The organism is Arthrobacter sp. Soil736 (assembly GCF_001428005.1).
GTDB lineage: Bacteria > Actinomycetota > Actinomycetes > Actinomycetales > Micrococcaceae > Arthrobacter.
In genome coordinates, this window is record NZ_LMSB01000020.1 from 33,191 (window position 1) to 58,299 (window position 25,109).

At 63.3% G+C, this 25,109-nt stretch carries 19 protein-coding genes; 6 read left to right on the forward strand and 13 right to left on the reverse strand.

What is annotated here, in order from left to right; translation table 11 throughout:
• Window positions 1-38 precede the first annotated feature (38 nt).
• From ASG92_RS12840 to ASG92_RS12890, 11 genes are all read right to left on the reverse strand, one after another.
• Entirely contained in the window at window positions 39-3,746 is a 3,708-nt protein-coding gene (locus tag ASG92_RS12840; protein WP_082579485.1) for a DUF4157 domain-containing protein, read from the reverse strand.
• Window positions 3,743-5,401 carry a hypothetical protein gene (locus tag ASG92_RS12845; RefSeq protein ID WP_056628868.1) on the reverse strand — a complete coding sequence of 553 codons (1,659 nt, stop codon included), beginning with the start codon at window positions 5,399-5,401 and terminating at the stop codon, window positions 3,743-3,745. The genes ASG92_RS12840 and ASG92_RS12845 overlap by 4 nt, the downstream gene beginning before the upstream one ends.
• On the reverse strand, window positions 5,398-6,066 hold the full coding sequence (locus ASG92_RS12850; protein ID WP_056628872.1) for a phage baseplate assembly protein V: 669 nt from the start codon (window positions 6,064-6,066) through the stop codon (window positions 5,398-5,400). The genes ASG92_RS12845 and ASG92_RS12850 overlap by 4 nt, the downstream gene beginning before the upstream one ends.
• A complete protein-coding gene (locus ASG92_RS12855; protein ID WP_056628875.1) occupies window positions 6,066-7,151 on the reverse strand; it encodes a contractile injection system protein, VgrG/Pvc8 family in 1,086 nt (361 codons plus the stop codon). The genes ASG92_RS12850 and ASG92_RS12855 overlap by 1 nt, the downstream gene beginning before the upstream one ends.
• Before the next feature lie 169 nt (window positions 7,152-7,320).
• Window positions 7,321-8,619 (reverse strand): hypothetical protein, encoded by a 1,299-nt coding sequence (locus tag ASG92_RS12860; protein WP_056628878.1) that lies wholly within the window; start codon window positions 8,617-8,619, stop codon window positions 7,321-7,323.
• Entirely contained in the window at window positions 8,616-9,116 is a 501-nt protein-coding gene (locus tag ASG92_RS12865; RefSeq protein WP_056628881.1) for a phage tail protein, read from the reverse strand. The genes ASG92_RS12860 and ASG92_RS12865 overlap by 4 nt, the downstream gene beginning before the upstream one ends.
• Entirely contained in the window at window positions 9,109-11,127 is a 2,019-nt protein-coding gene (locus ASG92_RS12870; protein WP_056628884.1) for a phage tail sheath C-terminal domain-containing protein, read from the reverse strand. The genes ASG92_RS12865 and ASG92_RS12870 overlap by 8 nt, the downstream gene beginning before the upstream one ends.
• The gene (locus ASG92_RS12875; RefSeq protein ID WP_056628886.1) at window positions 11,127-11,582 is read right to left on the reverse strand and encodes a phage tail protein; all 456 of its coding nucleotides are present in this window, start codon (window positions 11,580-11,582) and stop codon (window positions 11,127-11,129) included. Before ASG92_RS12875 ends, ASG92_RS12870 begins: the two co-directional genes overlap by 1 nt.
• Before the next feature lie 24 nt (window positions 11,583-11,606).
• The gene (locus ASG92_RS12880) at window positions 11,607-13,475 is read right to left on the reverse strand and encodes a phage tail sheath subtilisin-like domain-containing protein (RefSeq protein ID WP_056628888.1); all 1,869 of its coding nucleotides are present in this window, start codon (window positions 13,473-13,475) and stop codon (window positions 11,607-11,609) included.
• Window positions 13,476-13,496: 21 nt separating this feature from the next.
• Window positions 13,497-14,321 carry a hypothetical protein gene (locus tag ASG92_RS12885; RefSeq protein WP_056628890.1) on the reverse strand — a complete coding sequence of 275 codons (825 nt, stop codon included), beginning with the start codon at window positions 14,319-14,321 and terminating at the stop codon, window positions 13,497-13,499.
• Entirely contained in the window at window positions 14,318-14,914 is a 597-nt protein-coding gene (locus tag ASG92_RS12890) for a DUF4255 domain-containing protein (protein WP_082579486.1), read from the reverse strand. The genes ASG92_RS12885 and ASG92_RS12890 overlap by 4 nt, the downstream gene beginning before the upstream one ends.
• A 142-nt stretch (window positions 14,915-15,056) precedes the next feature.
• On the opposite strand from ASG92_RS12890, the gene ASG92_RS12895 reads away from it, so the two are divergent.
• The 4 genes from ASG92_RS12895 to ASG92_RS12905 all read left to right on the forward strand — a co-directional run bounded on the left by ASG92_RS12895 (window position 15,057) and on the right by ASG92_RS12905 (window position 19,321).
• Window positions 15,057-16,130 carry a hypothetical protein gene (locus tag ASG92_RS12895; RefSeq protein WP_056628901.1) on the forward strand — a complete coding sequence of 358 codons (1,074 nt, stop codon included), beginning with the start codon at window positions 15,057-15,059 and terminating at the stop codon, window positions 16,128-16,130.
• Window positions 16,111-16,461, forward strand: coding sequence for a peptidoglycan-binding domain-containing protein (locus ASG92_RS27355; RefSeq protein ID WP_240987122.1), 351 nt, complete (start codon window positions 16,111-16,113; stop codon window positions 16,459-16,461). The genes ASG92_RS12895 and ASG92_RS27355 overlap by 20 nt, the downstream gene beginning before the upstream one ends.
• 677 nt (window positions 16,462-17,138) lie before the next feature.
• Window positions 17,139-18,470, forward strand: coding sequence for an ISL3 family transposase (locus ASG92_RS12900; protein WP_240987123.1), 1,332 nt, complete (start codon window positions 17,139-17,141; stop codon window positions 18,468-18,470).
• A gap of 143 nt (window positions 18,471-18,613) precedes the next feature.
• The gene (locus tag ASG92_RS12905) at window positions 18,614-19,321 is read left to right on the forward strand and encodes a bacterial transcriptional activator domain-containing protein (protein ID WP_082579488.1); all 708 of its coding nucleotides are present in this window, start codon (window positions 18,614-18,616) and stop codon (window positions 19,319-19,321) included.
• Between the two features lie 1,252 nt (window positions 19,322-20,573).
• On the opposite strand, the gene ASG92_RS12910 is transcribed toward ASG92_RS12905, so the two are convergent.
• Window positions 20,574-20,753 carry a hypothetical protein gene (locus ASG92_RS12910; protein ID WP_056628921.1) on the reverse strand — a complete coding sequence of 60 codons (180 nt, stop codon included), beginning with the start codon at window positions 20,751-20,753 and terminating at the stop codon, window positions 20,574-20,576.
• 389 nt (window positions 20,754-21,142) lie between these two features.
• Here ASG92_RS12910 and ASG92_RS12915 point away from each other — a divergent pair, with 389 nt between their 5' ends.
• Both ASG92_RS12915 and ASG92_RS12920 read left to right on the forward strand, forming a co-directional pair.
• Window positions 21,143-23,029, forward strand: coding sequence for a hypothetical protein (locus tag ASG92_RS12915; RefSeq protein WP_056628928.1), 1,887 nt, complete (start codon window positions 21,143-21,145; stop codon window positions 23,027-23,029).
• A 143-nt stretch (window positions 23,030-23,172) separates the two neighbouring features.
• The gene (locus ASG92_RS12920; RefSeq protein WP_056628930.1) at window positions 23,173-23,778 is read left to right on the forward strand and encodes a hypothetical protein; all 606 of its coding nucleotides are present in this window, start codon (window positions 23,173-23,175) and stop codon (window positions 23,776-23,778) included.
• An 860-nt stretch (window positions 23,779-24,638) separates the two neighbouring features.
• Here the strand turns inward: ASG92_RS12920 and ASG92_RS12925 are convergent.
• On the reverse strand, window positions 24,639-25,109 hold a 471-nt coding region (locus tag ASG92_RS12925; RefSeq protein ID WP_240987124.1), incomplete at its 5' end, for a helix-turn-helix transcriptional regulator.

Sequence of the window (25,109 nt, forward strand, 5' to 3'; positions counted from 1 at the left end):
GGCGCTGCGTCACCGGGGCGTTTGTGGTGGGGTCCCCGTCACTCGAATTTCCGTGCCAGCCGCTTCAGCTCGGGGCGTTTCAAAACGTAATCAATGAGCTGGCTGCGCTGGCTGGCGGCAGCGTTGGTGATTACTCCAGGGTCCGGTTTTTGGCTTGGGAGCTCCTTCTTGCGGCGTTCTCCGTTCTCTGTGTGGTCGTTTGCCACCGCATTGATGGTCCGCTGTATTGAATCGCCCGATAGCAGGGAGAACTGAGCGACGGTCTTTTCAACCTTTTCCCTTTGGCTGGTATCTTCTTGGTTGAGTTCCCGGACAAATCGTTTGAATTGCCAAATCTGGCTGAAGTCGCCTCGGATCTTTCCCTCGGCGGTAATAACGGACTTGTTCTTCTTGTCGGCGGCCTTGTTGAAAATCATCACCGTTGTCATTTGATCGTAGAAGGCCTCGGTGATCCATCTCCCGCCGTCGGGGTGGGGGGTAATGGCACTAAGCGCAGACTCCATAAAGCTTCTGGGAATAACGTGCTCTGATGTGAGTATGTAGTAAGGGATGTTGCCCTTTGTCATCGTTCTGTCGCCCGGTCCCTTCTGCTGGCCGTGCGGCTTGGTGGTGCCGAGGTACTTGACGGCTTCTTTCAGAACGGCGTCCTCGGCCGGGTTTCCGGCCGCCTTATGCGCCCCGGGGATCGTCTTACCGGGACTTGCGGTGTAGTCGTAGTCCCAGCGGTCCGCACCGTCGACGACGGTAAATGTCTTGAAAACAGGATGGGCCTTCTTCACCGCTGCGGCCACGGCCTGGGCATGGTCATAGGTAATGTCGGAACCGTCCAGTTGGGCAGCCTGGATGGCAGGCAGCGAGGCAAGCCCGGCCTGGACTGCGGCGTCGTGCTCCGGGGTTCCCGCGGCGGGTTTGTCCTGCCCGATGCCCAGCGCATTCAGCGCCGCCTGGCCGAGTCGGATGGCCTGGTCAAACAGCCAGTCGAGGGCCCTGTCCACCAGCGCGCGCAGGCTTTCGATGATCTCCTTGACCTTTTCGGGGACATTGCCGAGCCCCACCTGGTTGGCCAGGAAGCCGATGGCCACGGGGACTGCGTTGGCGAGTCCGCGTTCGACCATCGCGGCTCCCGGTGCCACGTCGCCGCGGGCCACGGCGGCAATGGTGGAGACATATTGGTCCAGGATCTCCAAAAGGTCGCGCAGGTACTCGATGGCGGACTGGACGGCATTGAAGAAAGCGATGCACCCGTTGATCACGGCCATGATGCCGGTTGGGTCCAGCATGGAGATGAGCTTGGCCACTACGCGGTTGACCACCTGCTCCATGATCCAGTTCTGGGCGGTCGTGATGATGGTGTCCCAGAGGCTGCTCAGCTGTCCGGCGAGGAACTCCCAAACCGCGGTGATGCCGCGCTCCTGGACGTCCTTGATGAAGGACCAGGCGCCGGAAAGCTTGTCGATGGCGCCGCGGATCTTCGCCACCTTCTCCTCGCCTATCCGTTCGGCCAGCTTCTTCCACAGCGTTTCCATCGTGACGCCGAGGACTTGGATGACCAGGGTGATGATGGACTCCAATGTGATGGCGGTCGGCGGTTCGATGCCGAGCCCACGCAGTCCACGGAACAGCCAGCCGGCCAGCCCCTGCAGCAGGTAGGTCCCTATTTTGTCCAGGAAACCCAGGAAGCCGCCCTTGAGGGCCGCGACAATATTCTTGAGGAAGCCGATCGGATCCCTCCGGATGTCGTCGATGGCGGCCAGCACGTTGGCAATGATGTTGTTCAGCAGTTTCGTAGGAAAATTCATGAGGGCAAGGATCAACAAGATGACTTCACGGATCACAACTGCGACGAAGCTGATGATCCGTCCCAGGGGTTCGCCGAAGGCTGCCAGAATTTTGTCGAAAGTCTCCAGTGGTGAGAGCAGGCTCTGAAGCGTCACCAGGTCCCAGATGCCTCGGAAGGTGTTGGTCACCAACTCCCAGGAGATGCCCAGTTCCGCCATCGCTGCTTCGATATTGGCCGCCGCCTGCCCGATGACGCCGGACTCCGCGAGTTCCTTGTACGTTTGCTCGCCGTTGGGCAGCAGTGTGACGAAGCCCTTGATGATGTTTTCGGCGCTGCGCTCCACCGGCGTCCCGGTGAAGGGGTTCCGGCCGAGGATGACTGTGAGCAGGGGGAATCCCCGGACTCCGTCGGCGTGCTGGCCGAGCCAGCCGAGCAGGGATTTCTTGATGAGTGCCAGAACCTCGGCACCGACGTCCGCCGCGAACTCCCCGATTTTTCGGAGCAGCGCAAGGGCGCGGTCCGCCAGTCCGGAGATCGTGGCAGGCAACTCCGCAAGGTTTTGCGGCGAGATGGCGTTCCAGGCGTCCGTGAAGAGGGCCACGGCCTGGCCTTTCAGTTCAAGGAAACGCCCGATCTGCTTGTCGATCCAGTCAGCTGTTTGCTGAAGGGTGCCGCGTTCGGTCATCTGGGCAAGGGCCTCGTCCTTGCCGATCAGGTGCAGGAAATCACCCAGGATTTCGACTGTCGGGGCGGTGACGTCAACGCCGCGGAGTGGATCGTAGCGGAGAACCTTGACGGCAAGTCTCCAGTACGGCCCGATCGGGTCCGCCGTCAGGTAAGGCTCGGCGAGGCCGACGACGGCGGTCCGGACCTTAGCGAGCACGCTGTCCACCAGCGAGCTGACAAAGGCCCTGACATCGGCGAAAAAGCGCTCGATCAGCCGGCCGATGACGCCTACGTTGTAGTCGACGCCTTCGATGAGGCTGATTTCATCCCACGCGGTTTCCAGGTCGGCGAAGATGCGCCGCAGGGTGAGGTTGTGCCGCTGCAAGCCGTCGACAACGAGGCTGACGATGTCCTGCAGGACGTTCAGCGTGCCGAGCACCGGTCCGACCGCGGCCGCGAAGGGGCCTTGGGTCAGGAGTTGCTGTACGTAGTCCTGTGGTTCGGTCGTCGACGGTGAACCCGTGAGCAGATCCTGGCCGAGCACTACGGACATCAGCCCGTAGCCTGGAAGCGCGCGGACCGCGGCAAGCACGGCATCCGGGGCAGCCCCCACAATGATCGACCGGATGTCCCTCATGGCCGTATCGCGGTAGATTCCGACACTGCGTTGCTGGATCACGTGCGTGACCTCATGGGCCATAAGCTCTAGATCCGCCGGGGATTCGCCCGCTCCCAGAAAGACATGGGAACCCACTGTGAAGGCGCGCGCGTTCAGCCGGGCGGCCGCGGCCCCAGCCTCGCGGCCCCGGTGAAGCCGTACGTCGTCCAGGGGGAGCTGGAAGACCTGTTCGACCCGGTCGAGGATTTCAGGGTCAAGCGGCTCGCCCGGCCCCGGATCGCGGATCAGCGCCGCAGGCGAGAGCGATGACTCAGGCACTGGCGACGCTGGTCCCTCTCCCGGAGATGCCGGCCCTCCGGGTGCCCTGGCCGCCGTTGTTTTGCCGTCGAAGCCTTCCGGGTGCTCCGGCAACAGGGACCCGCCCGCCACACGCGCAGCCACCGCCGTGGCCTGCCGTTCGGCAGGCTCTTCCGGTGTGCTGACCTGCAGCATCGATTTTTGGGCCGGCCCGAATTCTGTGGGGCTCCGTCCGCCCTTACCCAGCTGAGTTGCCAGCCGAAGGGCCAGTGGCGGTTGAGTGGGCGTGGGGGCGCGGGCCCTCGCTCCCGCCGGGGCGGGGTGGTGCGGGACCGACTTCTCCGCGGTGGTTGCCGGCCGCGGGCCGGCATGTGTCGGGCTCATGGGAGCCGCACCGGCAGGCCCGGCGCGGGAACGTTTTGTCCTCTGCTAAGCAGCCGGAGGTCGGCCGCATCGATTTCGCACAAGGGATCCGGCGGTGAGGATTCATAGACCGGTTTGTCCGGCGCCGGCTCTGCTGCCGGCCGGGCCGCGTTGACTAGCGCCTCCGTGAACGCTCTATCGTTCGCGACGTCCGGGGGGAATTTCGTGTTCCAGCCCTTGCTGGCCTCTGCCGGATCGAGGCCGCCGAGGTCGGTGCCCAGACTCGCGTTTAGTGTCGCAGCCAAGGCCGGAGTGAAATCGGCATGAGTAATCGGTTTGGTCTCCAGAAATGTCTTCAGCGCGTCAAAGGCAATGGCCGGCGGGAAGCAGAACCGCAGGGCCAGCATCCACCACAGCTGGAAGGCCAGCACGACGATGGGAAGAAACAACGAGAACAGGAAGAACGCCACAATGAACAGCAGTTCGATGGCGAAGGTGCAGACGCCGCCGCCGGCACCGATGCTCCCCTTTCCGGGCTTAGGCGGACCGTCGAACGGACTAAAGACGAGCTGCGACCTTGGCGGCGTGACAACGCGCAGGCCGCCTGGCCGGGCCGGACTGCCAAGGCTGGCGACCACGCGGCGAAAATCCGGGAGAACGACCGTCGTCGTGCGGTTTTCTGTGCCCTCCGGGTCCATCATGGATGCCAGCCGGAAGGTTTCCGACGGAGCGCTCCAGAATTCGGGACGCGGACAATGCTCCCGACCGCCCACGGGTTTCTGCCGGACGCAGCAGGCAAGCTGGTAAAGGCCATGGTCGTCAAGTTTCGGTTCGGTCACCGTGGCCTCCTTCCGGGACCCGCTGGGAATTGTCCGAGTCCAATGGTCCGAGGAAAAAGTGGGTACGACACCGAACCACAAAGACCGGGAGGCCACGGCAGCACAGTCTCCTTCACGCGGCGGTATCCGCCACATGGGATATTCCTGTTCCGTTTCGTCGGGACGGGGATCCCGGGCCGCCTCCTCGTCGTCCGCCCACCTGGGCCCGTCTTTGCTTTGCAGCCACTTCTCGATCAGGATCTTGAAGTCGATGGCGCCGAATAGATGCGTGTTCCGCGCAATGAAATCGTTCCGCGCGGAATCATCGGCCCACAGGAAGTCGGCCACATCGCAGTCACCGGCCAGCGCCTCCGGTTTCAGCCCTTCCACTTCCGCTTTCTCGACAATCAGGTTCCGGGCAAGGGTGCGCAACTGCGGCCGTCGGCCGGCGACGCTCACGCTGCGGCGTCGTAGTACAAAGCTGACTTCCAGATCGTCGTGGCCGCCCGCACGGGGCAGCCCGGGCCGGTCGCAGAAAACCTCGACGACGACCAGATAGAAGCGATTGTGGGCGGGCTGGTACAACTTGCGCAGTTTCGTGCGCACCAGCCTGCTGGTGGCCAGTCGATTGCGCCCCTTGGCGCTCTCACCCGGTTTGGCGGGCACCGGGTAGCTCCAGACGTCCTTCTGCCCGAACTTCAGCGAGACGCCGGGGTCCGTCAGCAGGTCCTCGACGAAATCCGGATCCGAGTACATCTGGAGGGACGGCTGGAAAGCTGCCGCATCGGACATGCTCAGCTGGTCGCGCTCCCTGACGTACCAGGGGGCGCGCAGCTGGAAGGCCGCTTGCCCGCTCACCAGAGGTTCCCGACGCCGGGCGTGTAGGCGGGGGAGATGACGGAGGCCTCGGCGATAAGAGTCGTGCACTTGACGACCCCGGTAAATGTCGACATCGGCGAGGTCACCTTGACCATGGGGGCCGTCACATCGACGGAAACGTTGGCTTGGATCTCGATTCCCCCGGCGGCATTGAACCGGATCACGCTGCCGCCGGCGTGCCGGATTGTGATCTCCTGTCGACCGGAATCCATGATGATCTCGTGGCCGGAGCGCATGGTGATGCTGACCTTTTCAGCGCCGGCGCCGTCGTCGAATTCCAGCCGGCTATCCGCCCGGCTGCGCAGCTGGCGGATATTGTTGGACCGCTCCGGCTGGTGCGGCAGCCGGGCTGCGCCATGCCAAGCGGAGCCGAGCACATAGGGGCGCCGTAGGTCGCCGGCCTCGAAGGCAACGACCACTTGGCTGTCCACCTCCGGCAGAATCTGCAGGCCCTGGTCCTTGTCGGCATATGGGCTGCACAGCGTCGCGAAGGCGCGCACGTCCTGGTCACCACTTTGACCGAGCCAAGGGAATCGGACCTCGACGCGGCCCAGGTTGTCCGAGTCGATGATGTCGGTGACTATGGCCGGATAGACGCCGAAGTAGCCGGGGGCGCCGCCGTCGCTGTAGCTGGGCAGGTGCATCAGGCCGCCTCATTCACGGTGGCGCGTTCTGCCTCGAAGTCCGTGCGGAGGCCGTGGGCGAGATCGAAGGTGTGCCGGACATGGGTGACGTAGTAGCCGCTGCCCTCGAATGGTCCGCCGACACAAGAGAGCGTCAGCCGTGAACCGACCACCATATCCGGTGAGCCGCGGGTGCTCCCGGCCACGGTAACGAATGCCCGGGCACGCCGGAGCATTTCCGCGCGGGCCCAGGCGCCGGCTTCCTGTCCGGTCAGGGCGACGTCACGGACCCGGAAGGAGGCAGCGGCCCCGAGGGCCTGCTGGAGGATCCGCGCACCGGTCCGGCCGCCGGAGATTTCCGCGTCCACTACGTCCGCCCCGGCACGTTCCTCAATACCTTCGGCCCGTCCGGCGTCGTATCCGGTGACGACGACTTCGCTGCGTTGATGGGCCAGATCGGCACTCAGCCGGACGGACAAGAGTTGGTTGCCTTGGACGAGCGTCAGTTCCGTGCCGTCCCGCCGTGCCCGGGCACTCATATGCAGGGTGCTTCCCGTGCACCAAAGTTCGGCCTGCAGCCCCCGGGCACGGTCGCGCAGGAAGGCCAGGTCGCTTTGGTTGAACTGCTGCACGACGTCGTAGCGCGGACCGTCCAGGTCCACTTCGACCTGCAGGCCGTGCTCCTCGGCGAGGGACGTGGCGATCTGCGCGTCCGTGACATCGCGGTAGGTGCGCATCCGCCTGGTCATCCGCATCCGCATCAAGGCATCCTCCGCGCTGAGGACGATGTACGGGGGCTGGCCATCGCTGAACACTGCTTCGAGGGCCGAAACGACCCCTTCGAAGGCAACTCGTTGGGCTTGGGCGGGCCCGATGGCGACCTGCAGCGCCGAGCCGAAGTCCACGGTCCGGCCGTCGAGGTACATCATTGGGGCGGGCGGGCCGGTGGCTCCCGCGCCGACGGCGACCAGTTGGGCGCGAAGCGTCTTCAGTCCGTCAATGCCCTGGTCAATTTGCAGCCCGACGCAATCCCGGCCCATACTGGCTGCAGCCCGTCCGCCGACAGTAAAAACCGGTGCGGAGATGCCGAACAGTTGATCAGTCATCGTAGCCCCTGGCCGAAACACGCAAACCGAGCCGATCAGCCCGGGCAAGGACCTCCAGACAGCGCTGTTCGACGCTTTGCCTGAGTGCGTCACCTGACCCGGCGTCTTGCCGCTCTGTAATCGGAATGATTTCGGCGCGGACTTCCTCGATGTGTACAGCCACTTCCGGTCACCTCCTGGATCTGAACCTCAGTGTGCTTTCTCCTGCGTCACGGGCGCGTTGCTGTTGATCGGCGGCGGTCCGTCCGGTTCCGTCCACGGGAAGGGAGCGCCACGGTGCGTGCGAAGGGGACTCTGCCAGCCCGATTTCGCCGGCCCGGGCACGCGGGGAGAGGTTGATGGTCCCTTCCGCTGCGGCTCGCCGGAGACTGTCCGGGTTGGCCCTCGCCCGCAGCGGAACGTTTTTTCCGTAGCTTCTGGACCGCTGGTCCGCAGCGGCGTCAGGCGCCGGGGAGGACTGGGAAGATGGAGGCGGCACCGCGAATCCACTCCGGGCTGCAGCGGTGGCCTGCGCTGCGGCCCGGGTCTGGATGGCCGCGCTGGCTGCGGCAATCCCGCCGTTGGCCGAGAGGATAAACCCCGCCTCGCGCCGGGCGGCGGCAGTACCGGCAGCGGAACCCGGCGTTGCAGGTGCTCCGCTACGGGTGGCCCCGAGTGCCTGTTCCAGGGAAGCGTCCCCGCCGGTTGCGGCGAAACCGGCTGATGACCCAACCCCGGTCCCTGCGCCTGTCGCGGCCAGCTGGACTTCGGCGCCGGCACTGAGTCCCAGTGGACTGTCGAGGCCGGTCATGGCGGACCGCCATGCGGCGGGGTCCAGCCCGCTGCGCCGCAACAGTTGCTGGACGCTTTCGTTGGCCTGTGCGAGGTCGGTGCGGTCCGGGCGGCGGCTCGGCGGGGATCCCGGGCCGACGGCGATTGGCGAGCCTCCGGGTTCTGTCGCATTCGTGGCCGTCCGGGCGCCGTTGCCGCTTTGGTTCCGTTCGAACTTTGGGTCCTGCTCGGTGACGGACAGATTCAGTTTCGCCCGAAGCGCGGTCCCGTCCGCGTCGAAGTAGTCCAGCTCCTCGCTGACCTTCGTGACAATGCCGTCGAACTGGAAGTTTCCCCAGATGAACCGCATCCGCGGTGGCGGGGAGGAAGCATCGTCGGCCCGGGGTTCAACAAACTGCCGGATTTGCTGGGTCTTGTCACGCACATCCTGCGGATTGCCGTCGCCGTCGCCTTCGGCTGTGTCGAACTGAAGGTCGAGGCTCAGGGTGGCTGGACTGGAGGAGGAGTGCTGGCGGGCCTGGGACTGCGTGGTTGCGCTGCCCTGATTATTGTTCTGCCGTTCAATCCTGAGCGTGGCCGGGTTGAACTGCACGAGAATAGGCTCGCCGACCGGACTCACCGTGGGCGGGGAATCGGCCGAGCCGGAAGGTGTTTCCTTCAGGACGAAGATCCGGGCCTTTTCCAGTTTGCCGCTCACAGGTCCACCACCATCCGCAGTCCCTCATGGAGGATCTGGAGTTCCTCGATCGCGACTTCCCCGGTCTTTGCATTCAGGACCGGGCCCGACACCTTGCCCGGGAGGCCACGTTCAAAGCTCCACTGTGCGAGGACCCGTTGCATTCCCGGATCATGGACCTGGACCAGTCCGTCATAGCGGGGAATCGGCAGACGTCCCGTGACCACGGCGGAGATCCAGTCCCACAACGCCGAGTCCACGATGCCGCCGTCCGCGGCCACGACCATGCCCCGCTTGAGCACTAGCGGCGTGCTCTTGGACCGGCCAACCATGCGGATCATGCCAAAGTTCCGCCCGCCTTCTGCGTATTCCTTAATATCGGCCTCCAGATCGAGACCGGTGCATTCGGCGAACGCGCCGGTGCCCAGCAGCGCGGGCCCCCCCGCTCCGCCTCCGGGACTTCGGGTCAATGTCACGGTGAAGCGGAAGGTCGCAAGCAATTCCTTTGTCTCAGCCACGCTTTTCCTCCACCTCCAGCAGGCCGCCGGAGTCTTGGGCAACGCGCAGGACCAGATACTCAAGCGGAGCGGCCGGTGCGACACCCACCTCGGCGAGCAGGAACCCACCGGCCAGGGATGACGTGGAGTTGAGCACCTCGTCGCAATGGACGAAGAATGAGTCCCGTTCGCTGGCTCCGGCGAAGGCACCCTGGCGGAACAGACCGGTGAGGAAATTCGTAAGGTTGTTGTGCAGCGCCAGCCGAAGGGTGATGTTGTTGGATTCAAACACAACCCAGCTGCACTCGCGTTCGATCGAAAGGGCCAACATGGTCATGAACCGCCGGATGCTCAGCTGCCGATACGCGGGATCGGCCGACAGGGTCCGCGCTCCCGTAAGCCGGAGCCCGTCCCGCTCGGGCACGAAAGTGTTGATGGCGCTAAGGTGCAGCCGGTCGGCGTTGGCGGCGGCCGAGGGATCGCTGCTTGTCACGGCCCCGGCCGCAAGCTCGTTGGCAGGGCCCCAGATCAGGCCGCGGCGGCGCTCCCTGGTGGCTAGTATGCCGGCGGCGAAGGCGGACGGCGGCACCAGTACGGTCTGGCCCCGGTCCGCCGGTGAGGAGACGCGCAGCCACGGGTGATACGCGGCCGCAAAGCTCGAATCGAATTCGGCCCGCCAGCTCAAGAGCCCAGCTATGCCGAGGCCCAGTGGGGCGTCGAGTCCCACCACAAACCGTTTCCTGACTTCGGCAATGGCCACCAGCCGCTGCTGGCGGCGCGCCAGCTCGGCCAGCTGGCCAGGCTCGCGCGGATCGAGGTGGGCCGCTGGCGGCGGCACTGGCTCAGCGGGAGGGGCCGTTCCCGGGGCGCAGGACTGGACGGCCCGCGGCAACCATCGCCGCGGCGGGGGCCCCGGGGGAGGCGCGTCGACGGCCCACGACCAGGTTATGTCGGGCACCGCCAGGATTCCGACGTCGTCCGCCCTGGACAGCGCGTTGACGCCCCGGTGGCAGTGCTGATCCAGCGGGTCCGAGTCGACGGACGGGTCGTCAAAGAAGCTCCGGATCGTAATGGCCTCCCAGCGGTCCATCCCGCCCGTCGGGGCGCCGCGGGAGCTGAGGCCGGCCAGCCGCCCGTCGGGCGGAAGGACCGGTCCCGGCAGGGGAGCATGGAGCCGAACCAGCTCCGACTCCCGTTGCAGCACGGTCGCGATCCAGCGTGGATGGGCCGGGTGCAAGCCAAGCCGGGGGAGCCTCTCTTCGCGGCCGAACGCAGGGTCGTGGTCCAGGACGGTAAGCGTTGCCGTGATCTCCGTGGCCGCCAACCGGCTGCCCGCGGGCAGGTCCGTCAGGGGAGTCGCCAGGATGGCGGCGGCGATACCAATACCGGTCTTGTCGTCAATCACCGTGTCAGGCTCTGCCCAGTGGAGCGCCCCTACGTTTGCCCCGCCCGGGACGCGGACCGACAGCAGGGTCCCGGACGCCAGCGCAACGCCGGCGGGAATCACCAGCAACTGCTGCTCGCCACGACCGGTCACCAACCGGCAGTCGAAGGACTGCCCGGCGTCAAAACTGAGCCGGACCTCCAGCTGGTTTCCCCAGCTCCCCTCATTAGCCGCCGTCAGCGTCAGCACAGGTGTCGTGCTGTCGGGCGGGGACAGGTGGCAGAACGCCGTACCGGGCGGAACAGTGGATTCCACCTGGGCGGGCTGTGCCGGCACGGTTGGCTCCGGGGGGTCCGGATCCACAGGCGCGACCCGGACGACGACCGCCTCGGATCCGCCCTGGGCAAAAAATGACTGAACGGCCCGGGGCAGGAACCCGGGACAGGCACCCTGAGCACTTGCCAGGGAGCCGAAGATCCGCTGAAAATCAGACCAGCTCGGCACCGTCGTCGGGATGTTCACCGGGCCCCGGAAACATACGCCGGCAAAGCCAGCGATGTCCAGCCGCACCGGCGCCAAGGGTGCGGGGATGTCCCCCCGCGGAGCGGAGTACACCCCCGGCGCGCCCAGCCGCAGGTCCTCGGCCATCAGCTGGCGACAAAGTCGATACGCTCGGCCACGAGCTGGAGTTCCTCGACGGCAACTTCACCGCCGCCCTTGGCGGCGAGCGTTGGCCCGACCCACTTTTTGGGTTGGGCCCGCTGCAGCACCCACTTGCAGACGGCGTGGCGGCCCTCGTCCAGCAGCGTAATGGTGACTGTCTGCGGCTGGGCGTCACCTTCACGGGTGTTCTTGAGCCAGGTGAACAGCCTCAGGTCCCCGATCACACCCCGTTTTAGGCTCACGTCGTCCACAGTGTTGATGTTGGGGACCTTTCGGACATGATTTTCCATGTCATTGCCGTTCCGGTATTCGGAGTACTTAATTTCGTTGCCCAGGCCGCTGACATCGCTAAATCCACCGACGATTTGGTTCTCGACCCCCGAGTCACCCAGGTTGACCATGAAGTTGAAGGCGCCGTAGGGGTTGTCTCGTTCAGCCACTGTTTCTCATCTCCTCTGTCGGTATTAGCTCTGCGGCGAGTCGGCGGTCCATTGGCCGATTCGGAAAATGACGAACTCCGCGGGGTAGGTCGGGGCAACACCTATCAGGCAGATCAGCCGCCCATTGTCCAGATCGTTTTGCGTCATCGTCGTCCGGTCACAACGGACGAAGAAGGCCTGTTCGGGTTTTGTGCCCATGAGTGCCCCGGTGCGCCAGGTCACCAGCAGGAAGTCTTCGATGCCTTGCCGGATGTTGCCCCAAAGCCGCTCATTGTTCGGTTCGAAGACGGCCCACTGTGTCGACTTCTCGATGGAATGCTCCAGATAGATGAAGAGCCGGCGAACGTTGACGTATTTCCACTCGGGGTCAGAGGTCATCGTCCGGGCACCCCAGATCCGGTTGCTCCTGCCGGGGAAGAAACGGAGCGCGTTGACCCCCTCGGGGTTCAGCACGGCCTGCCGGTCGTAGGTGATGTTCTCCTTGAACTTGCTGATCCCAAGCACTACCTCGTTGGCAGGCGCCTTGTGCACGCCTCGCCGGACATCGGTCCTGGCATAAATGCCGGCAGCATATCCGGACGGCGGGACGTCCAACAGGGACGTCGGGGAGCCGGGGTCCAGTTTTGCGCTCGGATCGACAGTCTGGATCCAGGGGTAGTAGATCGCCGCATAATTTGAATCGAACTGGGATCTGAACGTCCGCACTCCGGTGATGGAGCTGTCCTTCGGCGGATCGACGACGGCGATACGGTATCGGAGGGACTCGCAGTGTCCAATCAGATGGTCGACTGCCACCTTCTGCGCGTCCGGTTGGTCGAATCGAACCGTGTCCGGCATGGCCACGATGGCGATGTCGTCAACTTCTGCAAGCGCTCCGAGGCCCTTGGCAGCCTTCTTCGGGTCGTCCGGGCTCGAAGGTTCGCCTTTCAAGAGACCCGGTGTCAGAGCGTTCCCCTCGGTCCCGCCGGTGAGAAACCGGAAGCCTGCCGTCCGCAGCACAGCGGCCAGCACCTCAGCGTCCGTCGGCAGAGGCGTCCCGGCGGGCGCTCCCGCCGGCAGGCTGCGGTCAAGCCAGACCAGACTGAATTCGTCCACCGGGTCGGCAGCTCGAAGCACGGTCGTGATCGAACGCGGATGCTGGCTCCCCAGTTCCAGACCGCTGTAGGTATCCACGCGGTCCGCGCCGAAACGGACGTCGATATCCAGGGTGATATGGAACGCCGCGGTAACGGCCCCCACCGCGGCGAAGGCGCCGGCGTTGTCGAACCCAAGTTCACCGGCGGCATTGGCCATCACAATCCGGATGTTTCCGGTAACCGGCAACACATCGTCAGCGGGAGCTGCAGCTATCACCTCGACGGCGGCTCCTGGTGCCAGCCCGGTGATGACGTTGATGCCGCCCCGTTGGACGATGACGTTCTTGCTGCGCCGGAACCGGGACCGGATGCTGACGGCATTCCCGGCCCTTCCGGGCCAGCGCGCCCACCAAGTTGGCGTTGCAGCCGGCGGCGCGGCAAGGGGCAGAGCCGCAAAATTCGCCGCGACGTCGATGTTATTGTTGGCGTCGTTCACGAAGTCGAACACCCGCTGGACGTAGAGCCGGCGACCCCCGTTTTCGAAGAAGGCCCGGGCCGCGAGTGCAACATAATTGTGTTTGTCGGGGCCGTCGCCGACGGGCGACAGTCCGCCGAAGGCCCGTTCAAATTCGGTGTAACTGGTCACCAGGGGCGGCCGGGGCACCATGATGACCTCGGGGGACTCCAACTGGTAGGGAACGGGCCCATAGGCCGTCAGCCCCGTAATGCCGAGGGTGCTGGTGGGCACGCCCTCGATGGAACGCGATCGGAAGCTTGTCTCCTCTACGTACACACCTGGAGTCAGGTACTCGGGCATGAATGCCTCCCTTACTAGCTGTTACGGAAAAACGACGCGTGTGGACAGGGAAAACTGAGATCCGATCGGGACGGTGTAGGGGCCAAGCGGAATCGAACCCGTATAGCCCGGGGGTGTAGTCCGGCCCCTGATCGTGTCGTTGAGTAGGTCTCCTGGATCGGGCGGCGCCGCCGGCATGATCAGTCGTTCGATGGGCAGGTCCCCGAGATTGTCAGCGGCCGCGGCCGCCTGGGGGCCGGCGTGGATCTCGAGGGTGATGTCCAGTTCGCTCGGGGCGGGCGGCGGCAGGGTGCCTGTTGACGAAATTACCAGCAGGAATTCGCCACGGTCGTCGGCGTGGGCACGGCCGACGACCATGCCGCCGGGACCCCTGGCAGTAATCCTGGCCCACCGTAACGCGGATCCGCCTCGCACTAGCGTTCCGCGCACGGAAGTGGCGCCTGGTGGAAGAAGATAGGCAGAGCCGGGCAGGAGCCAAGGCCGCGCCGACCGGGATGCGGCAGGAACGGCGGCAAGGGCTGCGTTGGCCCCATCGGGGGCGGGCCAAAGCGGTATGCTCAGCCGGCGCGGAACAGCGTGCCGTGTGGGGTCGGCAATGCGGATCGTCACGACGTCCGGCAGCGGCTGCCCGAAGGTCAGCACGCCCCGGCCGACGCCTTTGTCCAGCAGATCTACGCAGGGCCAGCCAGCATCTTGTTCACGCCCGATTTGAGGTCCACGTACCTCACGACCGATCCGCACGCCAGAGCGGACCGGTCGCTCCGTGACGGAATCGATGCATTCGAGTGCGAGCGCAAGCCGGTGCATCAGGAGTGCAGGTCCGATGCCAGTCTCGAGGATGATCATGGCGTGGCGTCCGTGCGGACGGCTACCGTGCTGACTCGGGCGGCATCATCGGCCTTCCGGCCCGTGATACAGATAACCCTGGCAACGTAGGGCAGCGAAAGCCGGTATTCCGTCGTGAGTGCTTGAAACGCGTCGCTCATGGAGTCCTGTGACAGATCATCGAGTACCACCTGCACCACTTCACCGGCCTCCCAGTCGCCGCTGGGATGCAGCAATGGCCCACTGAGAATGCCTTCGCTTTCGAGGATCTGTGCGGCCATCCCGAGCCATTCCAGTTCGCTCTCCACCACCGTGTCCCAGGCAGCGATCAGCATGTGCAGGCGAAGCGGGATCCGCGGGACGCCGTCTCCGAATGCGACGGCGGACCACCCTGGCCGGGTTTGCGGGTCCACGGTGACACGGTAGCAATAGATGGTGATGACGCCCGGCGGATAGCTGATCGTCGCCACCGGGCTACCGTTGGCCTCTTCGAAGTCGGCGGTGCCGGCCAGGACGGCCCTGGGCCGCGGGGCGGGCAGCATTTCGGCCAACCTGCGATTCAGCAGGTCAACAATGCTGCGCCCGACGGCAGCCAACGCTCGGTTTCCGGCCATGCAATCGATACTCCCCGCCGCGCGTCACGGGAGCGTCGCGCGGGGCGGCCGGTGGTATTTCAGTCGCAAATGAAACGGTGTGGTGACACAGCGGGGCGGAAACTCTTGTTGAAACGGCGAGGACACTGAACAGGAGCGATACATGTCTGACGATCAGAGCCGGGAACAGCACGAGGGCCAGACGAATTTCGGTCATGGCCGCGATGGCCATAACCACAATGGTCATGGCCGCGAATGTCACGACGATCCTGACGTGCGAGATCCCGACGATCCTGACGTGCGAGATCCCGACGACCAGCACGCGCGCGAGCAAGAAGACAAGGCCCCGGAACCGAATCAGAAGGACTGTCGGTGTGACTCAAGTACTATCGACACCCACTTGTGCAAGAGTGAAGGCCTTGCCCGTGAAGCGGACTTCGCATCGAAACAGAAAACGGACATAGATTCGACGATACAGTCCTACACAAAAGTCAGAAAAGAGTATCCGAACCTGCGAAAAGAATTGCTTCCGCAAGTCAACGAAATAACGGAGCAACTGGAACGAGTCCAGGAACGAATTCGGTGCGCCATGCCAAAGAATACAACGGCAAAACGACTCGACGAAGCGTTTGAGGCCATCCTCCGAACTGTGGAGAAATGTGCCGGGTCACTGCCGACTTGCGTCGTGGAACCATGCGATTTTGACTTGGACGTAAGGGGACTTGAGCTGGTCGGTGCGCGACGAAAACTGGCCGAGTACGAAGGGAAGATGGCAACTTACCGCAAATGCATGCTTGAGCTGCTTGAAGAGCCGACCAATCTCAGTGCTCGACTTGCAGCCTCAGTTGCCGCTGTCAAGACTCTGGCCGAAGCTCTGGCCGCGGATCCGGATGCCGACAAGCTGAAGCAACTCTATGTGGAAGCACGAGTCGCGGAACGTGACGTGAAGCTAATTTGGAGTGGCTACAACTCCGCTTCGGAGTATGTCGACAGACTGTGCCTCACACTGGACTGCTGGCTCGCGGCCGTCGACATGGCCACTATTCTCACGGGGCGTCTGGGCGTGCTTGAATGCCGGGAACGTTCAGCGGCGAAGCGCTGCAAGGAGATGGCAGACAACATAGTCGGGGAGACCGTAATGCGCTACGAAAGAGATCGTGCCGCAGGTGTTCGGCCGGCTGAAAGCGATGGTACGCAATCGGAGCCTGATTTTGCGGATGACGTTGCAATACGGTGATTATGTCGGCGCGAACTCGTCGGTTCCCCTTCAGCAGTCCAGGGTCTCTTCGACTGCTTCAGTACTTTCAGACTCGGCTCACCTGGGAGTTTTTGGGCCCACCCAAGGGGGCGGATCCACTACCACCGCTACGCGACCTCAGATCCGCCGAGGTTCAACTGGCGAGCATGTCACCTATTTCCAGCAGCGGCTCTTTGCCCTAGGCTGCAGGCTGACCATCGACGGCATCTTTGGCCCGGGCACTGAATCCGCCGCACGTTCCTTCCAGCGCGCCAACGGCCTGACCGCAGACGGGATAGTCGGGGCGATGACATGGGCCGCCCTCGGGTAGCTGCTGCCGAAAGCAGGGAGTGCTCTGGAAGGCTCCGCGGTCGGCCTTCGTCCCGCGGTTGAGGCCCTGCGGCAGCTCAACTGCTCACGGACCGAAGAATGCTATAACCCTGCGGATCGAACTATCGCTGCCTAGCATACGTGGTTCAGCGGTTCCGGGCGGCCCAAGCACGACGACGTTGGAGGGTCGGTGAGGAACGAGCCGTTGGCCGGAGGGGACGGTGTCGCGTTTGATGTCGGTGCGGTCAACCGTTCGAGAATGGAACGCAGAAATCGTCCTCCCGCCTGGGCCCATCGAGGCGCAAAATTTCCAATAGTCCGCGCTACTCACGATCATTCTTGTGTGGATACGTGCGCGCCGGTCGGAGGGCCGAACGTCGGTGGGCAATCTGTTTCTGGTGAGCGGCCCAGTGGGCTACAGGAATTGCTAACCGCTGGTTCCCGACGAGCCGGCAGACCAAGTCTAGACCGTTAGTTCAGCAGTGGGGTCGACAATTGTTGGGGATTCCCCAATGACGCCAAACGGGCCCTTCGCAGATGAGCATGGTTAGGGCTGGCTGAGACTACCGCCGTGCGGCGTTCGACGTTTTCGGTGCGGCGTGGTGCGGTGGGAAAGAGGTCAGGGCCTCTTTGAATTGGTTGCGACCAAGCAAACCAATACCCAAAAGAGACCCTGACATGAATAACTCTATGTCTTGTTCCGGTGGCCGCTGGTGCACGCGAGCGGATGCTCTGCTCGGTGTCGAGGGCATCCACATCAGCTCCGTCACGGCGACCGCGAACGGCCTGATTCTGCGCGTCGAAACCGGTGAAACCCTCAGCGGCTGCCCGGACTGCGGCGTCATCGCGATCGGCCACGGACGCCGTCAGGTCCGGCTTCATGACATTCCCTGTTTCGGCAGGCCGGTGCGGCTGCTGTGGGCCAAGCGCGTCTGGCGCTGCCCGGACCCGGGCTGTCCGGGGAACACTTTCACCGAGGAACACCCGCTGGCAGGGCCGCGGGCGAAACTCACGGCCCGGGCAGTGGCATGGGCGACCGACACGCTGCAGCGTTTCGACACCTCGGTCTCAGCCCTGGCCCACCAGCTCGGCGTCTCCTGGCACACCGTCTGGGACGCCATCAAGGCAGAGGCCACCAGGCGCATCGGCATCACGGACCGGCTGGCCGGCGTGAACGCGCTCGGCGTCGACGAGCATGTCTGGTCACACACGGGCCCACCGGGATCCGGCATGGTCACCGGGATCGTGGACCACACCCGTGACGCCCACGGGATGGTGCATGCCCGGTTGCTGGACCTGGTTCCGGGACGGTCCGGGAAGGCCTACGCCGACTGGCTCAAAGACCGCGGCGCCGGCTTCACTGCCGGAATCAAGACAGCGGCCCTGGATCCGTTCCGCGGCTACGCCAACGCGATCCGCGACGAACTGCCCGAAGCCATCACGGTGCTGGACGCGTTCCACGTCGTGAAGCTCGGCTCAGCCATGATCGATGAAGTCCGCCGCAGGGTCCAGCAGGACACTCTGGGCCACCGGGGCCGTAAGGGCGATCCGCTCTACGGGATCCGCAGAACCCTGCAGATCGGCGCTGAACACCTCACCGACAAACAGACCGCCCGGCTCGATGCGAAACTCGCCGCCGGGGACCCCGACCACGAAGTCACACTGGTCTGGCAGTGCTACCAAAAGCTCCGGGCGATCTATCACGCCAAACCGGAACGGGGCAGGGAACTCGTCAACGAGGTCATCACATCATTCCCGACCTGCCCGATCCCTGAAGTCGCCCGCCTCGGCCGGACCCTCAAACAATGGAAGACCGCGATCCTCGCCTACTTCGACACCAACGGCGCCTCCAATGGTCCCACCGAAGCAATCAACGGCGTCATCGAAACCACCCGAAGAATCGCCCGCGGCTTCCGCGGCTTCCGCAACTTCACCAACTACAGAATCAGGTGCCTACTCGCAGCCGGCGGCCACCGCCCCTACCGGATCAAATCGACCAACCATGCCTAAATGCGAAGGGCCGCCAAACGGCACACTCTATTGCTCCGAGAAACTGCCAGATTACGTTGATCATTGACATCCTTCGCGAAACTCCGGATCCTCGTTCGTAGATCTATCCCAGATCTCTAGAGCAACTGGATTTGGGGGTAACCATGGGCAATGGTGACTATGGTGATTTTCAGTTAAGTCTGTTTCAGTCATGGCAACTTCTTTGGGGCGCCAATATCGTACACGTCGCAGCGCGCCAACAGCGGCTGATTACGGCGCTGGCGATAAATGGTCCGCGCCCCCGGAGCTATTTGGTAGGGCTACTGTGGCCGGAGCATTCCGAGCCGCGAGCCATGGAAAGCCTGCGTGTGAGCGTGCACCTCATCACTAAGCAGGTGCCGGGCCTTTTGATCAATGGCGGAGCCGTGCTTTCACTCAGCGAGCTGGCGGACGTCGACCTTCACCGTATCCGGTCGCAAATTCAGCATCTGCGCCAAGTCGGGCTCAACGGAAATGCTGCTTCATGCCTTCACGAGCTACGTCATGCGGAACTGCTCCCCGGCTGGTACGAGGACTGGGTCATTTTTGAGCAGACCCGGCTTAGGCAGGATCGTCTTCACGCTCTTCTCCTCATCGCCCGGGAATCGCTGGCACGCTTCGACTGCGAGGTTGCAGTGGAAGCCTCCGAGTCAGCATTGGAACTTGAACCGCTCTACGAGAGGGCGGTTAGTCTCCTAATTCAGGCTGAGCGGCGGCAGGGTAACAACGCCTCAGCGCTTCGTGCCTTCGAGAAGTATCAAGCGCAACTGGAGGCGGATATGGGGATTGCGCCATCGGAAGCAATTCGAAGGCTTGTTATGGGCGTTCGGTGACAGTGCAAATCCGCGCAGTGAAGGCACGTTTCCAGGGCCGCCCGAGTCGTAGATGCGCACCGGGTTGAGGTCCTAGCCAAAAGCTATAACGCTTAGGGAGTTCCGTGGCATGGTCCCGGCAATCTTGCTGCTAGGCGCCGGATGCTCATGTCTCTAGACGTCTCCCGGGGAGCCGGATTGGGCAAAGAGCCACTGACGCACGATACGCAAGGCCTCGTCGCGATCGGCAGTGGAGACCGTGTTGGGTTCACCTTGCGGATCCCGGCTATAAGTTAGCCTGGCGCGGAAACCGGGCACCTGACCCGGCTCATACCAGGTCCGGATGACTAGCGTGCCCATAGACGGAATTGTCGAGCCTGTTCCGTCTTGATCGGAGATTGCTGACGGACGATCATCGCTTTTCATGGCATTTCACCTTACTCGCAGTCTGCGGCCACCCACATGCTGGAAGACCGCGGACTCTCTTATGCTCGGGTCCGCCTCGGCTGTCCGAACGGCGACTTGGGGCGTTCTGCCAGGGGGCCCGAGAACCAGCAACCGCCGGTCACCTTGATCCTGCTGCACAGGAATCAGGAATTGGCCCACGTTTGCCAAAGGTTTGCTCAAGATTGCCCCGCCTCCAAATGATCTGCCGTGGATACGAATTGAGCGTTGTCTCGTCGGTTCGCTAGTCCCGTTCCGCTTCGGCAATGACGCTGCTGCAGAAGGTGTCCGTCGTTGCCGGCAGGCGTCGGGCAATGCGTCGCTCATCAAACGACTGACCCTAGGGGATTAGCGGGGGCGCTAAGTGTATGGCAGCACCTGCCGCGAGGCGTCGGCATAAGGCCGAGCCCGACTAACTTGGAAGGTACTCCAAAAAGCAGTGTTTCCGTGGATTCCTGCGGGAGATGTTGTGGCTGACTCCCGAGGATATTCACTCTGGAGGGGCTCGCCACAGATATCACGATTCCCCCTATTCGCCGGTGTGACAAATCTAGTCATATATCCATCCAATACGCAAACCGACTCGACACCCGCTTGGCTGTGTGCATTTCGATCCAGACTTGACGCCGCGAGGCCTTTATCTAATCTCACCGGTCAGTCGTCCGCTCCGGGGCCCGCGTACTGCACCTGCGAATGCCTCAATCCGGGCCTTGTCGAGAACGGCCCCGATGGCGCTACCACCGAGCTCAGCGGGGGAGAATTCTTTCAGGACCTAGCAGGCGTTCCATGGCCCTCGGAGCACTCGATCCTGTCGGCTCCGCAAGCTTGGCTAACTGGCCAGGACCAGGGGAAGCTCTGGGATCTTCTCCGCGTCGCGTTGGACGATGACAGGCTCGTGCTCGTCGTCGTCGGCCGCGATGAGTGGGTCAGCCCAGCAGCTGCCGAACACGCCGCAGCGCGCCTCAAAGAGTTCCTCGCGAGTCCCGAGCGTTGGCCCCTTTTTGGCCACTCGCCCTATGCTCCCCGCATGCTACCGCGCCCCACGGACTGGCGTCGGGCCGCCGCGACAAACGCAAGAACCGGCGGTGCAGCCCCGCGCCGGGGCGAACTCGTTGGGCCCGATGACCTCGGCCGTGGCAGTCCGATCGAAGAAGGCCGGTGGGGCTTTGCCTAATGGGATGGAGGATGGTCCCTGCGGGTCACGCGCCGTCGGTACCTCGATAGCCGGCGCGCTTGCCTCTCCCAGACCTTGAGATCGTTCTCGGCCTCGGTCTCTGCCCCTTATGCCTAGTGTGCGGATATCGGTAACGCCCCTGTAACGCGGTGGTTGGTAGGTTGCGAGCACAGCTGGGCGCGTTACGAGTTTCAGTATTCAAATGCCAAGCCGCGGAGGTGTCAATGTTCGACGGACAAAAGCCGGAGCGGGTACAGCCAGAGGACATCAAGGTGGTTGAGTGGTCGGTCGATCCTACTGATCAAGCGCTCATCGTCAGCCAGACCCGAGACCATAACCGTGCCGCGTCACCCGAACCTTTTTGCGGCGAGCTCGGCCGGCGCTTGCTTCTGGCCGAACTGCAGTTTAGCCGTTGGGTAGTCCGGCGGGTGGAGAAGCTTAGTTTCGATCAAGACCGTAATGTAACTCGCCGGCTCACGGTTGACTTCAATATTCGGGAGGACGCGCCGCTCGTCGTCGACAAGATCGGTGACCGGTTCTGGATCGTGCCCATATCGCTCATGCGACGGCGCACTTTGGTCAATATGCGTATCACGGATGAGGTTGGCAATGTCCTTCCGACGCCGGGAATCCGTCTCACGCAGCAACTTGACGAGTCGATCCTGCTGGCCGCAGCCGGGACCGTCTCACCTGAGCTTGCTGCGCAAGAGGACGTCCGCGTCTTCATCCGTCAGTTGGTCTCGGGGTCGCGTAGGGAGACGAATGACGCGCTGGCGCTTTTCGAGGGTTCGAGCGGTCCGGTGCCATACCACCTAAGTCCCCTCACCGAGAGTTCTATTGTCCGCGCTGTGGTCTACCTTCTCCGCCGAAACTTTTCCTTGTACGTTTTCCTTCCCGCAGGGGCCGAAAAGATGCAGGCCAAACGGCACCGGTTACTCAATCTCGAGTTCAGCGAACCTACGGGGTGGTCACGGATGACGCCCCGCTTTACGGACACTGATGAAGCGACGCTGTACGAGCATGACGACAGGCCGGCTATAGGGGTGCCCTTTCGTCAGAGGTCTGGCTGGTGGTTTCGTCAAGCAGGGCGGAAGCTTTGGACGGGATTTCCGTCAGCTCTGGGGCTGCGACCGACAAGCATTCGTGTTCAGGTGCCTGGCGCCGAGAAGGCGTCCAGCTGTCACCTTGAGTTGACGGCCCCTGAGGGGGTTGAAGTCGTTCGTGCTCAGCTGCTCGCGGGTCGCCCGAACGAGAACGGCGGTCCCTACACCCACGACCACGTGGTGGGGCATACAGCCACCGTGGGCCTCCACGGAGTCGAGGTGCCGAACGGCTCGCTCTGCCAGGCGCAAGTAGATTTTAGAGTCACTTCGCGAGGCTGGCTCACGAACGCCACCTTCTCGTGTGCATTAGTTGCGCTGGTGCTGATTTCGCTTTTACTTCAGGCATCGGCGCACACTATGCAGTGGCCAACGGGGCAAGTAACGAACATTATCGCGCTCCTAATCACGACGGCGGCGGCAGTTGGCGCGATGATCGCCCACTCATCCTTCACCGGGGTCGCTGCTCGTATGGTGGCCCGGCTACGCGGTCTGGCGGCTGTGGCGGTCGCTCAGCCGATCGTGGCCGCAGGAGCATTGGCGTTTGCGCAAGAGGCCGATAGTTCTACCCCCACTGTTCTGCTTGACATTGGCACGTTCACTGTCTTGTGGCTGGCTACGGGTATTGCGCTCGGCGTATTCGTACTGATCGGGGCGGCCTTGGTATTGAGTCTCCTCTGCGAGCGGACAGGCTACAAGGTGGCGTCACCTTGGGACATGACGGCGGACGATGACAGCGGGGATGAGCCGCTGGCCAACTACGCCGATGCACTCAAAACGTTCGGGTTCACACGGTCTGCCATCGGGATACTCTCCGCTGAGGGGTGGCACGGGCGGTACGGATGGAGCAACGACAAGCAAGACGCTGCGGTACAGGCACTCGAGAGGTTGGCTCCGAAGTCGGCTCAGGCCCCGTTGACCTGCAAATGGGACTGGCCACACACAGTCTGCGGCATCAGGGATTTGTGTCCCTACCGCGAGAGATTTCGCCGTCATGGCGAGTGGACATGAGCCCACGGTGGTAGGGAGCTGAATTCAGGGGATCACAGTCGAGTCAGGAGCGACTTGCTGTGCACCTGATTTTTGGTTGACCGGGAGTTCCAGCGGTTGCGAAGCAGGGACGCCATGCTGCAGTTTAGGTAGGACCGGAGACTATGTTGTCGAATGAGTTGATCACGGCCATCGCTGCGCCCATTGCCACCGTACTGGTGGCAATGCTCGCTCTGGTTTCTGCGCTGCTAGGCGCAGCTATCGCATCTCGCGCAAAAATCGACGATGCTCTCCGCGCACGCAGGCTGGAGACATATCCAAAGCTATGGGCTCACACGGCAACCGCATCCCGGTGGCCGCAGAATAACCTGAGTGTCTTACAGATTTCGGCTTTCCACCGGGCTCTCCGGGAGTGGTATTACGCTGATGGCGGGATGTATCTTTCCCACCGCGCTCGTCAACGCTACGGCGACATGCAGGAAGTCAATGCGGCCCTGCTCCGCGGCCGTGACAACCACAGCACCCAGGGCCTGTGCGAGGCTGAATATCAGGCACTTATGACAGTCTGCAGCTCGATGCGAACTGCGATGACATTCGACCTTAATACGAGAAAAACACAGCCGCTTCTTCGTATTGGGCAGTGGGGAACGCAAACGGTCTCATATACCAAAACCTGGTTTAGTAACCGCAAGCCCAGGAAACTAGCTGAAGCCCTCGCGGATGCGCGCATTCAAGAATCAGTCGCGCCCGAACATGGCGCCGCGACATAGCATGTATCTGGCATGCCCTGTAGCGGGCCGCGGGATCCCTCGATAGCCGACCGGGGTCAGCAGTAGTCTTCGAATAGATTCTGTCGCAGAAATCCCCGTTCCGGGCACCAACCGTGTTTGATACTTTTCGAACGCCCCTGAGCGACATCGTCACCGTTCATCGGTTGCGTCTGTCAAAGGCCAGTTGGTTCTGCCCATCGGCGGCCAGCAAATCTTCACCTTCTCGGCGCGCACGTTGCAGACGTCGTGCGGCCGGGCGCACAAGGAAGAGCGGTGCTCCACGTCGCTGCCAGGAAGGTGAATCACCTCGCCCCATTGGCATGCCGGCTGGCCCTTTCGAGGCACGGTCGGATCACGATTATCGCATGGCCAGTCCATCAAAATCTCCGGGCTGCGCTGCCCCACGAATCGCGGTGCCTCCTTGGGGTCGACCACTGAGGCCTCAGCTGGTGGAGTGCCTGAGGCGGGTGGCGCCTGATGCTGCCTTGGGCGTTGGCATTCTCTTTGCTGGCTTTCTTGACCCCTCGTAGCTGCCATCGCCCCGGCCGTCTGGCTGCCCGGCGTGCGGTCATACAAGTTCCCACGCCTCAGCCCATGAAAGGTCTGAAGGGAGAATCGCATGAGGGAGTTCGAGTCCGCACAAGTGCTGCGAACTAAGGCGGCCAGAACCGGCTGTCCGGAAATCCATTCCGGACAGCATCAGAACACAGAGCTGCCGCGCCTCCTGGTTGGGGGCGCGGCAGTCGCTGTCGGTTGTTCAAAATCTGTCAGAAAGGGCGTGTGGACAATGATGCTCCTATTCTTGTCAATGGTCGCTGAGCCACGCGCCGCGCCAGGTTACCGGGGCCGCCACTCCGGCCTCAAGGGTCTGTGATCGCTGCGCGACGGCCTGCGGCCGCCCTTGACCCCGGAGCCTCTGCGGCCCCGGTCGGGCAGGCAGCACACGGGCCAACCAAGGATGCGGGCATCTGCACGGTTGCAGGGGATTGGTCGTTGAGCCAGGTTTCGTAGCGTTTATGGAAGTCGTTGTCGTGGGTGAGTCCGCGTTCCAGGCGGGATAACGTGGTCGGCCAGACGTGCAGGGCGTCGGCGGCTTGCTGGAGGGTCAGGTGCTTGGCTGTCCGCACCGCCCGCAGGGGTCCGGGGTCCGGGGCGGGTTGCGGGTGGAGAAGTTGGTCGTAGATTTCCCGGGCGACGTAGCGTTTGAGGCAGCGCATGATTTCCTTGGTGCTTTTTCCTTCCTGTCGTCTCTTGGCCACGTAGCTGCGGGTTCGGCTGTCGTAGCGCATCCTTACGAGGACCACGCGGTGGATGGCCTTGTTGGCCTGCCG